At 67.3% G+C, this 12,411-nt stretch carries 14 protein-coding genes; 3 read left to right on the plus strand and 11 right to left on the minus strand.

What is annotated here, in order from left to right:
* Positions 1 to 79: 79 nt before the first annotated feature.
* From ACAM54_RS16310 to ACAM54_RS16335, 6 genes are all read right to left on the minus strand, one after another.
* Positions 80 to 2,242: a LamG-like jellyroll fold domain-containing protein gene (locus ACAM54_RS16310; RefSeq protein WP_369648252.1), complete on the minus strand. Its 2,163-nt coding sequence runs from the start codon at positions 2,240 to 2,242 to the stop codon at positions 80 to 82.
* 114 nt (positions 2,243 to 2,356) lie between these two features.
* Positions 2,357 to 3,541, minus strand: coding sequence for an MFS transporter (locus ACAM54_RS16315; protein ID WP_145747790.1), 1,185 nt, complete (start codon positions 3,539 to 3,541; stop codon positions 2,357 to 2,359).
* Positions 3,541 to 4,653, minus strand: coding sequence for a chorismate synthase (aroC, locus tag ACAM54_RS16320; protein ID WP_369648254.1), 1,113 nt, complete (start codon positions 4,651 to 4,653; stop codon positions 3,541 to 3,543). Before aroC ends, ACAM54_RS16315 begins: the two co-directional genes overlap by 1 nt.
* Positions 4,654 to 4,685: 32 nt before the next feature.
* The gene (locus tag ACAM54_RS16325; protein ID WP_018905556.1) at positions 4,686 to 4,871 is read right to left on the minus strand and encodes a hypothetical protein; all 186 of its coding nucleotides are present in this window, start codon (positions 4,869 to 4,871) and stop codon (positions 4,686 to 4,688) included.
* 76 nt (positions 4,872 to 4,947) lie between these two features.
* A complete protein-coding gene (locus ACAM54_RS16330; RefSeq protein ID WP_369648255.1) occupies positions 4,948 to 5,415 on the minus strand; it encodes an SRPBCC domain-containing protein in 468 nt (155 codons plus the stop codon).
* Entirely contained in the window at positions 5,304 to 5,750 is a 447-nt protein-coding gene (locus tag ACAM54_RS16335) for a helix-turn-helix transcriptional regulator (protein WP_145747793.1), read from the minus strand. Before ACAM54_RS16335 ends, ACAM54_RS16330 begins: the two co-directional genes overlap by 112 nt.
* Before the next feature lie 108 nt (positions 5,751 to 5,858).
* Between ACAM54_RS16335 and ACAM54_RS16340 the strand changes: the two genes are divergently transcribed.
* A complete protein-coding gene (locus tag ACAM54_RS16340; RefSeq protein WP_369648256.1) occupies positions 5,859 to 6,281 on the plus strand; it encodes a cupin domain-containing protein in 423 nt (140 codons plus the stop codon).
* Between the two features lie 7 nt (positions 6,282 to 6,288).
* Here the strand turns inward: ACAM54_RS16340 and rhmD are convergent, their stop codons facing one another.
* The 4 genes from rhmD to ACAM54_RS16360 all read right to left on the minus strand — a co-directional run bounded on the left by rhmD (position 6,289) and on the right by ACAM54_RS16360 (position 10,544).
* Positions 6,289 to 7,476, minus strand: a complete 1,188-nt coding sequence (gene rhmD / locus ACAM54_RS16345) for an L-rhamnonate dehydratase (RefSeq protein ID WP_369648257.1) — start codon at positions 7,474 to 7,476, stop codon at positions 6,289 to 6,291.
* 39 nt (positions 7,477 to 7,515) lie between these two features.
* Positions 7,516 to 8,820 (minus strand): MFS transporter, encoded by a 1,305-nt coding sequence (locus ACAM54_RS16350; protein ID WP_369648258.1) that lies wholly within the window; start codon positions 8,818 to 8,820, stop codon positions 7,516 to 7,518.
* Positions 8,821 to 8,928: 108 nt separating this feature from the next.
* A complete protein-coding gene (locus ACAM54_RS16355) occupies positions 8,929 to 9,690 on the minus strand; it encodes an SDR family NAD(P)-dependent oxidoreductase (protein ID WP_369648259.1) in 762 nt (253 codons plus the stop codon).
* Positions 9,687 to 10,544, minus strand: a complete 858-nt coding sequence (locus ACAM54_RS16360; protein ID WP_369648260.1) for a fumarylacetoacetate hydrolase family protein — start codon at positions 10,542 to 10,544, stop codon at positions 9,687 to 9,689. The genes ACAM54_RS16355 and ACAM54_RS16360 overlap by 4 nt, the downstream gene beginning before the upstream one ends.
* A gap of 86 nt (positions 10,545 to 10,630) precedes the next feature.
* Here ACAM54_RS16360 and ACAM54_RS16365 point away from each other — a divergent pair, with 86 nt between their 5' ends.
* Positions 10,631 to 11,593 (plus strand): LysR family transcriptional regulator, encoded by a 963-nt coding sequence (locus ACAM54_RS16365; protein WP_369650988.1) that lies wholly within the window; start codon positions 10,631 to 10,633, stop codon positions 11,591 to 11,593.
* 74 nt (positions 11,594 to 11,667) lie between these two features.
* On the plus strand, positions 11,668 to 12,249 hold the full coding sequence (locus ACAM54_RS16370) for a GbsR/MarR family transcriptional regulator (protein WP_369648261.1): 582 nt from the start codon (positions 11,668 to 11,670) through the stop codon (positions 12,247 to 12,249).
* A 6-nt stretch (positions 12,250 to 12,255) separates the two neighbouring features.
* On the opposite strand, the gene cydX is transcribed toward ACAM54_RS16370, so the two are convergent.
* Positions 12,256 to 12,405: a cytochrome bd-I oxidase subunit CydX gene (cydX, locus tag ACAM54_RS16375; protein WP_369648262.1), complete on the minus strand. Its 150-nt coding sequence runs from the start codon at positions 12,403 to 12,405 to the stop codon at positions 12,256 to 12,258.
* Between the last annotated feature and the right edge of the window lie 6 nt (positions 12,406 to 12,411).

Raw genomic sequence — 12,411 nt, forward strand, 5'->3', positions numbered from 1 at the left:
GCCTCGGCGATGGGCGTCGCGCGCAGGAAACCCGAAAAGGCGGGGCGGAAGCAGCAGCCCCGCCCCTATCTGTTCTGGTTCAACCCGCGCGCGCCGTCAGCCACTGCCCAGGCGCCAGCGCAGCGCCCACCACGCGCACTTCCCCGATGTTGCCGAAGAAGCCGTCGGCGCGGGCGCCGTCCCACGAGCCGCCGCCCACCACCCAGGGCGAACTGGCCGAGAGCGTGGCCAGTCCGGGTGCGTTGCCGATGTTGCGCAGCACCGGCGCACCTTCGACATACATCGTGGTGTCGTGCGACACCGGGTCGTTGACGATGGCGATATGCACCCAGCGGTCGGCAATCACCTCGCCGGACCAGTTGGTCTTGGGAGAGCGCACACCGGCCGCGCTCGGCACCACTTCCCACTGCACTTCGCGCAGGCTCGAGATCGCGAACAGCATCGGCGGCGCTTCCGGGTCTCCGCCCTGGTAGCCGGCAAGCTCGCCGCGCCGGCCGTCGCGCGTCATGATGTTCATCCATGCCTGCTTGCTGCTGGTCCAGCTCTTGTCGATCTTCACGAAGGCCTCGACGGTGTAGCCGTTGTCCAGCGTCTGGCCATTGATCGGTGCCGCTGCCTCGGTCAGGAAGTAGCTCAGGCGCGGCAGGTTCTTGTCGGTGTTCAGGAAGCGCACCGAGCCCGGCGCCGCCGAGAGATGGTGGCGGTCGTCGGTCCAGACGATGTCGCCGTCCGCCGCGCCCTGGATGCCGCCCTGGTTCAGCGCGTCGCGGTGCAGCGGATTGGCGCCGGCCACGTCTGCAATGATGGTTCCAGGCAGCACCGGCTGGTTGGCGGTGCCGCCGAAGAAGCGCCAGTGCGCGAGCGTGTTCGCAACCTTGGGATAGTCGTCCGGATTCGAGGCCGGCCGCTGTGCGAGCACCTCGGGCTCGGTGTAGTTCGCGAGGATCATGGCCCTGGCCTGGTCGACCAGCGAACCGTCGATGGTGGCGCTGCCCGTGCCGAAGCTCTTGTTGAAGCCTGCGAAACGCTGCGCAAAGTCCATCTCGATGGTGAAGGCCTCGTTGGGCGTGGCGAGCACGGCCTGGTCGAAGGACGTCAGCGTGGCGGCCGGCTTCTGCGGCACCCAGGGCGAAAACGACAGCACCTTGATCTGCTTGCGGGTCAGGTCGAATTCATAGAGGCGCATCAGGCCGTTGCCGCCCTGGTAGGCCATCTGGTAGTCGACCACCATCTCCTCGACCTGGTGGCCGAAGTCGTTGGTCTTCGTGAGGTGCGCGGCGCCGTGATGGTGGCCGTTGAGCGTCATGAAGATCTGGTCGTTGTCGCGGATCAGCTTCTCCCAGAGCATCTTGCCGTAGTCGGTCTCGAGCGGGCTGGTGCCGTCGGCAGCAATGTTGAGCAGCTGGTGGTTGACCAGGATCACCGGCAGCGTGGGGTTCTTCGCGATCACCTGGCGCGCCCAGGCGATGCCGGCATCCGAGATGCGCCACGACAGCGACAGCACCATGAACTTCTGGCCCTGCGCCTCGAACACGTGGTATTCGTGGAAGCCGCTGGCGTCGCGCGCGCCGAAGGTGGACTGGCGCCTGGCGCGCTCGGTGCCGAACCATTGCAGGTAGGGCTCGTTGGCAAGCGTGCGGGTCGCGTCGGTGCCGCTGTTCGGGTCGACGCTGTAGTCCACGTCGTTCAGCACGTCGTGGTTGCCGGCGAGCACGCTGTAGGGCAGCCTGGCGTCTTCGAGCACCTTCATGGCAGCATCGGCCACCTTCCACTGGTCGGGCTTGCCGACCTGGTCGACCACGTCGCCGAGGTGAATGGTGAAGGGAATGTTCAGCGCCTTGGCATTGGCTGCGATCCATTTCGTCTGGGCGGCGAAGGGTGCGCTGCCGAAACGCTTGTCGTATTGGTCGTTCTCGGCGGCCGTGGCATAGCGCGCATAGAACTGGGTGTCGGGCATCACGGCGAGCGCGAAGCTGGAGACCCTGGTGTCGGCCGGCGCCGCGGGCGGCGGCGGTGCAGGCGCCGGAGCGGGTGCAGGGGCCGGCAACGGTCCGAAGCCGGGCGCACCGCCGCCTCCTCCGCCGCAGGCGGCCAGCATGGCGCTGCTGCCGCCGACGGCCAGCAGGGATGCGCCGAGCTTGAGGACCTGGCGGCGCGGCGGGGCCGCCGGTTCGCCATGGGATTCGGGCAGGGAAGGATGGCTCGGAGTGCGCGCGCCGCGCGGATCGTCGGAAACAGACATGGGGATGGCAAAGCGTTGGAAAGCGCGCAGCGTAGGCAAGCCCGATGACGTGGGCATTGAGGGCCCGTGACACTTTGTTTGCCGTGCGATTTCCGCGCGCACGCCGCAAGAAGCTCAGGCCTTGCCCACCCGCTCCAGTCTCACCACCCGCCACGCGCACAGGCTCCCCACCGCCGCCAGCACGGCCGCCAGCGCAAACATGGTGCGGTAGCCCAGCTCCTGCGCCACCGCACCGCCCAGCAGCACGCCCAGCACGCCGCCGAAGCCATAGCCGATCACCGTGAAGAGCGCCTGTCCCCTTCCGCGCAGGCGGCCCGGAAAGCGCCGCGACACCACGGCGATGCAGGTCGTGTGGTGCGCCGCGAAGCTCAGCGCATGCAGCCATTGCGCGACGACGAGCGCCGCGATCGAGCCGCCCAGCCCCGCAGTGAGGCCCAGCCGCGCCACGGCGGCAATGCCGCACACCAGCATCCAGCGCGGCATCGGCAAGAGGCCGATGAGCCGCCCCTGCAGGAAGAACCAGACGATCTCGGCCACCACCGACAACGCCCACAGCAGGCCGATGACGCTCTTGCCGTAGCCGAGCGAATCGAGGTACAGCGAGAAAAAAGCGTAGACGGAGAAGTGCGACATCACCTGGAAGAACAGCGACGCGAAGAACCACCGCACCGCCGGGATGCGCAGCACCGGCCCGATCGGCTCCTTGACCGCGTCGTGCGCCGCCACCGGCTCGCGGATGTCGGGCAGCTTCATCGTCGCGATCAGCACGATGGCCAGCGTGCCCGCGGCCCAGGCCGGAAAGTGCTTCATGCCGAAGTGCTCGAACCACTCGCCCGCAAAGAACACGGTCACCAGGAAGCCGGCCGAGCCGCAAAGGCGAATGCGTCCGTAGCGCCCCCAGTCGCCCGCCACCAGCTGCGCCATGGCGGCCTCGGTGAGCGACATCATCGAACTGGTGTGGGTGAACATCACCAGCAGCACCAGCGCCAGCCACCAGGCGCCGCCGTGCCACCAGAGCCCGAACGAACTGGCGAGCGCCACGGCGGCGCTGAAGCGCAGCAGCTTCACGCGCTGCCCGGTGTGGTCGCTGAGCGCACCCCAGGCATAGGGCGCGAACACGCGCGTGATCGACTGCACCGAGGCCAGCAGGCTGATCGTGAAGATCGGCAGCCCCAGGTCCTGGAGCCACAGCGGCAGGTAGGGGTTGAAGAAACCGATGTGCGCGAAATAGCTGGCCGACAGACCAGCGAACGCCAGCAGGTGGCCGCGCCCGGCGGCCACGGGTGGCGCAGTAGACACTAGAGGAAGGACGCCTGCGGCGAGGCGGATTCCGGCTTCTCGGGTTGGGCCTGCACATCACCGCACTGCGCACGGTTGCGCAGCACGTGCTCCATGACCACCAGTGCGAGCATGGCCTCGGCGATGGGCGTCGCGCGGATGCCGACGCAAGGATCGTGGCGGCCCTTGGTGACCACCTCGACCGGGTTGTTGTGGATGTCGATGGATTGGCGCGGGCTGATGATCGAGCTGGTGGGCTTGATCGCGATGCTCACCTCGAGGTCCTGGCCCGAGCTGATGCCGCCCAGGATGCCGCCCGCGTTGTTGGTGACGAAGCCCGTGGGCGTGATCGAGTCGCCGTGCGTGGTGCCGCGCTGCGTGATGCTGTCGAAGCCGGCGCCGATCTCCACCGCCTTCACGGCGTTGATGCCCATCATCGCGTAGGCGATCTCGGCGTCGAGCTTGTCGAACAGCGGTTCGCCCAGGCCGATGGGCACATTGCCGGCCGTCACGCGGATGCGCGCGCCGCAGGAATCGCCGGCCTTGCGCAGGCGGTCCATGTAGGCCTCGAGCTCGCTCACGTCGGCGACGGGTGCGAAGAAAGGGTTGTTGGGCACATGGTCCCAGCTCTCGAACGGAATGGCGATCTCGCCGATCTGCGTCATGCAGCCGCGAAACACCATGCCGTATTTCTCGGCCAGCCACTTCTTGGCGACCGCGCCCGCGGCCACCATGGGCGCCGTGAGCCGCGCCGAAGAGCGCCCGCCGCCGCGCGGGTCGCGGATGCCGTATTTCTTCCAGTAGGTGAAGTCGGCGTGGCCGGGGCGGAACTGCTGGGCGATCTGGCCGTAGTCCTTGCTGCGCTGGTCGGTGTTCTGGATCAGCAGCGCAATCGGGGTGCCGGTGGTCTTGCCTTCGTAGACGCCGGAAAGGATCTGCACCGCGTCGGGTTCGTTGCGCTGGGTGACGTGTCGGCTGGTGCCGGGACGGCGGCGGTCGAGATCGCCCTGGATGTCGGCCTCGCTCAGTGCCATGCCCGGGGGGCAGCCGTCGATGACGCAGCCGATGGCCGGGCCATGCGACTCGCCGAAATTGGTGACCGCGAAGAGAGTTCCGAAGGTGTTGCCGCTCATGGTGGGGATTATCCCTACAAAGCGGCGGCCACTCAGTCCGTCGTGTTTTCCATGCGCCTGGTGAGCGTGCCCAGCTGCAGTTCGATGGCGAAGAGCCGCTCGTTCAGCACGGCCGTCTGCAGCCGTATGGCCTCGACGATGGCCTTGGTCTGCGGGTCCGAGGTGTTGTCGGCCAGTTCCGCCAGGTCGTGCAGCTTCTTGCGAAGTTCATTGCTCATGGGAGGCTCCGTTCGTCGTCTCGTGGAGGCCCCAGTATGGGTCTTCGCCAGCGCCCAGGCAATGCGTGGAAGCCGGTCATGCGCCCTGCTGCTGCGCCAGCCACCGCTCGAGCTTGACCATGGCGCCGGTCCAGCCATGGCTGTGCCCGTCGCGCGCGGCCTCGTCGAAGAACTGCTCATGCAGCAGGACCAGTTCGCAGCCGGTGCCGTCGGGCTCGATTCGTACCGTGACGCGCGACTCGCGCTCCGGCGTGCTGCGCCAGGCCCAGCTGAAGGCCAGCTTGCGGTTGGGCACGAGCTCCTGGTAGACGCCGCTCACGTCGTGCGTCTCGCCGTCGGCCGCGCGCATGGCCACGCGAAAGCGGCCGCCCACGCGCAGGTCGACTTCGGCCAGCGGCACGGAAACGATTTCTTCGGGGCCGAACCAGGCCTTCAGCGCTTGCGGGTCGGTCCACGCGCGCCAGACTTTTTCGGGGGCGACGGGGTAGTGCCTGCGGAGGGTGAGCGAGGGTCGCTCTTTGGCGGGGGCGGCAGGTTTTGCCATTCGGTCTCCTCTTGGTGGTAGAGAAAGCGCGCCAGCGCGTCGAGGCGCCCGGTCCAGAATTTCTCGTAGCGAGACAACCACACGGCAGCCTCCTGCATGGGGCGCGGCGAGAGTTCGCAGCGCACGATCCGGCCCTCTTTCGTGCGCGAAATGAGCCCGGCGTCCTCCAGCACCCGCAGGTGCTTCATGAAGCCGGTCAGCGACATGCCATGCGGCTCGGCGAGCTCGGTCACGCTGAGGCTGCGCTCGCCCAGGGTTTCCAGCACGGTGCGGCGTGTCGGGTCGGAGAGCGCGGCAAAGACGGCGTCGAGCGTGGCATTGTCTGAGTGAACCATATGGTTGAGTATATGGTGTTTTTCTTGAGACGGCGTTGCGGGCGCCAGTCTCGGGAACGCTTTATGCGTGCCGCACCACGGCACACACCACCCGCGAAGGAGCGCCCCATGCCGGACCGATCCGCCACCCAGTTCTCCCACGTCAAGCCCGGCGACACAGCGTACGTCTCGGGCGGCCTGCGCGATTTCTTCCTCTACCGCGACCTCGGCATTGCCGAGGCCACCCACGGCAAGGTCATCGCGCACCTCGTCAAGGCCAACATGGCACCGGAAACGGGCACCGGCTGGCACCGCCACGAGGCCGACTTCCAGATCGTGATCATGCTCAAGGGCTGGGCGCGGTTCATGTACGAAGACAAGGAAACGCTGGTCGAAGCCGGCGACGTGGTGCACCAGCGGCCGGGCATCCGCCATTTCCTGTTCGACTACTCGCCCGACATGGAATACCTGGAGATCGTCTCGCCGGCGGACTTCAAGAGCATTGATGTCGAGCCGGTGTGCGACATTCCGCCGCCCACGCCCTGGCCCTAGGCGCGCATCACCTCGGGAAGGGGCGATGCAGCATGCAGTCCGGGTTCAACCGCACACCGAAGCCCGGCGCATCGAGCGCGGAGGCCTTCATGCGGCCATTGACGGGCACCGGCTCGTCGAGCAACTGGGGGTTGAACATCGGCACCACTTCGTCCGCCTTCGGCGCCATCATCAGGAACTCGGCGAACGGGCTGTTGTGGCGCGTGATGACGAAGTGGTAGCTGTAGACCGACGAGCCGTGCGGCACCACCAGCTTGCCGTGCGCGTCGGCCAGGTTCGAGATCTTGATCAGCTCGGTGATGCCGCCGCACCAGCCGACGTCGGGCTGCAGGATGTCGCAGCACTCCATCTCCAGCAGCAGGCGGAAGCCCCAGCGCGTGGCTTCGTGCTCCCCGGTGCTCACCAGCAAGCCGCGCGGCACGTTGCGGCGCAGTTCGGCGTAGCCCCAGTAGTCGTCGGGCGACAGCGCCTCCTCGATCCACTTGAGGCCGAATTCGTTGCGCGCGGCCGTCGCCAGGCGCGTGGCGTATTCCACATCCAGGCTCATCCAGCAGTCCAGCATCAGCCAGAAGTCGGAGCCCACCTTGGCGCGCATGTCGGCCAGCATGCCGAGGTTCTTCTTCAGCCCCTCCTCGCGCTCGGCCGGCCCATGGTGCAGCGGCATCTTGCCGCCGATGAATCCCATGTCCTTCGCCAGGTCCGGCCGGGCGCCGGTGGCGTAGAAGCTCAGTTCGTCGCGCACCGGGCCTCCGAGCAGTGCATGGACCGGCTCCTTGCGGACCTTGGCCAGCAGGTCCCACAGCGCAAGGTCGACACCGGAGATGGTGTTGAGCACGATGCCCTTGCGGCCGTAGAACAACGTGGCGTTGTACATCTGGTCCCAGATCTTCTCGATGTCGGTCACCCTGGCGCCCTCGATGAAGCGGGCCAGGTGCTTCTCGACGATCCAGCAGCCGAGGTCGCCACCGGTCGTCACCGAGAAGCCGACGGTCCCGTCGCTGGCCTCGATCTCCACCACCAGCGTGCCGAGCACGTTGAGGCCGAAGCTCCGGCGGCTCTGGCGATACTCGGGGTACTTGCTCATCGGCGTCGAGATATGGTCGTCGATCCAGTGGCCGTCGGCCTGGTCGTGGTAGTCGGCGCCGCCACCGCGGATGGTGAAGGCGCGCACGTGCTTGATGGTGGGCATGCTCATGGGGAATCCTTTCGTCGAGCAGAGAAATGAAGGGTGGCGCTACGCGACGGCCTTTGCGGCGCTGCGCGTCTGGCGCAGTGCCAGGAACAGCATGGCGCCGATCACCGTGGTGGCCGCCAGCAGGTTGAGCCCGGCGCTGGGAGACGCGAAGGCGCGCTCGGCCCAGGCCTTGACGTTCGGGGCGACAAAGCCGCCCATCGCGCCGAGCGAGTTGATCAACGCGATCCCGCCCGCCGCCGCCGCACCGCCGAGGTACGCGGTGGGGAAGCTCCAGAACACGGGCTGCACCGCGATGAAGCCGGCCGCCGCGAAGCACAGCGCGATCAGTGCCACGAGTGGCGAGGCGGCATTGACCGACACCGCGATGCCGGCCGCCGAGACGGCCAGCACCACCAGCGCGATCAGCGCATGCCTGCCGCTGCGCTCGGCCAGGCGCGGCACGAAGTACGCGGCCACCAGTGCGCAGACCCATGGAATGGCGGCGACGAAGCCCACCAGCACCCCGACGTTCTTGCCGAGCAGGGCCGCCACCTGGGTCGGCAGGTAGAACACCACGCCGTAGACACTGACCTGGATCAGGAAGTAGATCAGCGAGAGGAACAGCACGCGGCCATTGGCCAGCGCCTTCAGCACCGTGGCGGGACCGTGCGCGGTCTTCTGTTCCTCTTCCGCATCGATGGCGCGCTCCAGCATCTGGCGCTCGCCGGCAGACAGCCAACGCGCATCTAGCGGCTTGTTGTCCAGGTACCAGTAGGCCCACACGCCGACCAGCGACGCCATCACGCCTTCCACCAGGAACAGCCATTGCCAGCCCTTCAGGCCCCACACGCCGTTCAGTTCGAGCAGCAGGCCGGACAGCGGGCTGCCGAAGATGAACGCGAGCGGCGCGCCGAAATAGAACATGCCGATCACGCGTGTGCGCGCCCTGGCCGGGAACCACCGCGTGAGGAAGTAGATGACGCCGGGGAAGAAACCCGCCTCGGCAACGCCGAGCAGGAAGCGCAGTGCGTAGAAGCTGGTCTCGTCGTGCGCGAACATGAGCGCGGCCGACACGAGGCCCCAGGTCACCATGATGCGGCACATCCAGACGCGCGCGCCGACGCGATGCATGATCAGGTTGCTCGGCACTTCGAACAGCGCATAGCCGATGAAGAAAATGCCGGCGCCGAAGGCGAACACGGCGTCCGAAAGGCCGGTGTCGAGCTGGAAGGCCTTCTTGGCGAAGCCGACGTTGGCGCGGTCGAGAAAGGCCAGCACGTACATCAGCAGCAGGAAGGGCACCAGGCGGCGTATCGCCTTGGCGATCACCTTGTCGAGCGCAGTGCCCGCGGCGATTGAATTCATGATCGAGGTCTCCGTTGTTTGTGTTTGTTCGAGGTGCGCCGCCGCCTGGCGGGCACCCTGTATGCATGAGGCAGGAAATCGCGGCGTGCCGGCCGCGCGCCTTCTTCTTCAATAGGTGGCGCGGCCGCCCGAGGCGTCGAACACGCTGCCCGTGGTGAACGAGCACTCCTCGCTCGCGAGCCAGCCGATCACCGCCGCGATCTCGTCGACCGTGCCGAAGCGCCCCATCGGGATCTTCGACAGCATGAACTCGATGTGCTGGGGCGACATCTGGTCGAAGATCGCGGTCTTCACGGCCGCCGGCGTGACGGCGTTGACCGTGATGTTGGCCTTGGCGAGTTCCTTGCCGAGCGACTTGGTCAGCCCGATCACCGCCGCCTTCGACGCGCTGTAGGCCGAGGCGTTGGGATTGCCCTCCTTGCCCGCCACCGAGGCCACGTTGACGATGCGGCCGTAGTTGCCGGCCTGCATATACGGCACCACCGCGCGGTTGCAGTAGAAAAGGCCGTTCAGGTTGACGTCGACCACCCGCCGCCACTGGTCCACCGGGTACTCGGCCAGCGGCACGTTGGGGCCGGTGATGCCCGCGCAGGCCACGAGCACGTCGATGCCGCCGCCGAGCTGCGCGGCCGAAGCGGCGGCCGCGGCCTCAACCTCGGCCCAGTCGGCCACGTTGACCTTGACGCCGGAGGCCTTGGCGCCGAGCGCGGCGCGCGCCTGGTCCAGCGCTTCCTGGTTCATGTCCCACAGGCTCACCGAGCCGCCTTCGGCGACGAAGCGCGTGGCAAAGGTCAGGCCGATGCCGGCGGCGCCGCCGGTGACGACGGCGCGGCGGCCCGCGAAGCGGTTGGCGTAAGGAGCGGCGGTCATGCGGCCTCCTTCCACGCAACCACGGCCTGCCTCTGCGTGCCGAGCCTGTCGATGCCCAGGGTCATCACGTCGCCGGCCTTCAGGTAGACGGGCTCCGGCTTCATGCCCATGCCGACGCCGGGCGGCGTGCCGGTGGTGACGACGTCGCCCGGCATCAGCGTCATGAACTCGCTCAGGTAGCTCAGGATGGTTGCGCAGTCGAACACCATGGTGCCGGTGTGGCCGGTCTGGCGGCGCTGGCCGTTCACGTCGAGCCACATGCCGAGTTGCTGCGCATCCCCCACTTCATCGCGCGTCACGAGCCAGGGGCCGATGGGGCCGAAGGTGTCGCAGCCCTTGCCCTTGTCCCAGGTGCCGCCCCGCTCGATCTGGAAGGCGCGCTCGGACACGTCGTTGACGAGCACATAGCCCGCGATGTGCTCCAGCGCGCGTTCCTTGGGCACATAGCTCGCGCGCGTGCCGACCACGAAGCCCAGTTCGACCTCCCAGTCCGTCTTGGCCGATCCGCGCGGAATGGTGACCTCGTCGTTGGGTCCGACGATGCAGGAAGTCGCCTTGGTGAATACCGTCGGCTCGGTCGGCAGCGGCAGGTTCGATTCGGCCGCATGGTCCGCGTAGTTCAGGCCGACCGCGATGAACTTCCCGATGTTCCCGACCGGTGGGCCCAGGCGCGGCTGGCCCTGCACCGCCGGAAAGCCCTGCGGGTCGAGCGCCGCGAGCCTGGCAAGGCTCGCGGGCGAAAGCACTTCGCCGGTGATGTCCGGCGCGAAGGATGAAAGATCCCGAAGGATCCCGTCGGCGTCGAGCAGGCCCGGTCGTTCCTGGCCCGCGGGGCCATATCGCAGCAGTCTCATGTTGTCTCCTTGGTGTTCGATGGCCTGGACTCTAGAAGCCGTCGCCATTACGATCCAATCGAAAATTTGGCATGAGCATTTCCAAAATGGAATATCGAATCGACAGCCCGAACAGCGCGCCCCGGCTCATCAATCGCCTGCGCCTGAAGCACTGGGCGCTTCTCTCCGCTCTGGCGGACAACCCGGTGCTCGCCCAGGCCGCCTCGGCGATCAGCGTGACGCAACCCTCGGCCACCAAGATGCTGGCGGACATCGAATCGGCGTTCCGGTTTCCACTGTTCGAACGACATTCGCGGGGCCTGCGCGCCACGCCGCTCGGCGAGGAAGTCGTCGCCTACGCGCGCCAATCGCAGGCCGGCCTGTCCCGCTTCCTCGAAGGCCTGGAGATCAAGCGGCGCGGCGGCCATGGACAGCTGGTCATCGGCGCGATCATGGGCGCGGCCCCCGACCTCGTTGCACGTGCGATGGCGCAGATCAAGCGCGAGCGCCCGCTCCTCAACGTCCGCATCCTCGGCGAAACAAGCGACCAGGTCGGCGCCCTGCTCGAGCGGCACGAGATCGAATTCGCCGTCGGGCGCTTCTCCTCGCTCAAGCAGCACAACACCTTTGCCTTTGCACCGCTGGCCAACGAGACCATGCAGGTGGTGGTGCGGCGCGGGCACCCTTGCGCACGCCAGCGCGGCCTGACACTCGAAGCGCTCACGGCCTGGCCCTGGATTCTTCAGCCGCTGACCAGCCCGGCGCGGCAACTGATGGAAGAAGAATTCACCTCGGTAGGACGGAGCACGCCGGCCAATCTCGTGGAATGCGCATCGGTCTTCGCCACCTTGCAATTGCTGCAGGCCAGCGACGCCGTGGGGGCCCTGCCGGAATCCGTCGTCCGCGACCATGTGCGCGCGAAGCTGCTGCGCGTGTTGCCCGTGCCCATCGGCAAGGATCTCAAGGGCTTCGGCGTGCTGACGCGCATCGGCGAGCCGCTGTCGGAAACGGCCGCAACCTTCATTGCGCACCTGCGGCACTTCGCGGATGTGCAAACGCGGGCCGCCTGAGCCCAGTCGGCCTCGCGCCCCGGCAAGATTCAGTCTTTCTTGAAGCTACAGCAATTCGCAACGAAAATCCGCCGATGCCCACCGCCACCCTTCCCCCGCTCAGCCGCCAGTTCGTCGCCCACTTCGGGGAGATGGGCAGCAAGTGGGGCATCAACCGCACCGTCGGCCAGATCTACGCGCTGATCTTCATTTCCGAACGTGCGCTCAATGCCGACGAGATTGCCGAACTGCTCGAGTTCTCGCGCTCCAACGTGAGCATGGGCTTGAAGGAGCTGCAGGCCTGGCGGCTGGTGCACCTGCGCCACCACCCCGGCGACCGGCGCGAGTATTTCGAGGCGCCCGCGGACGTGTGGGAGATCTTTCGCGTGCTGGCCGAGGAGCGCCGCCGCCGCGAGATCGAGCCCACGCTCTCGATGCTGCGCAACGCGCTGCTCGAATCGCCCGCGAGCGATGCCGAGCGGCATGCGCAGGAGCGCATGCGCGAGATGCACGACCTGATCGACCGGCTCATGAAGTGGTTCGACGACGTGCAGCGGCTCGCACCGGAGACCGCCTTGCAGCTGATGGGCATGGGCGCCACCGTGACCAAGGTGCTGGGCCTCAAGGACCGCATCACCGGCAGCGCCCCCAAGAAGAACAAGCCGGCTGCCGGTTGAGAGGTTTCAGAGCCGCTCCTGCCCCTGCGACGCTTCGGGCGTGGCGAGCTTTTCCTTGCGGATGGCGTCGTCGTCCATGAGCTCGTACCACATGGCGTTGAGCACGGCGAAGGCGGCTGCCAGCGGCAGGCCGAGAATCCAGGCGAAGTACCACATCTCTTT

Origin of the sequence: Variovorax sp. V93, from assembly GCF_041154485.1 — a bacterium.
Lineage (GTDB): Bacteria > Pseudomonadota > Gammaproteobacteria > Burkholderiales > Burkholderiaceae_C > Variovorax > Variovorax beijingensis_A.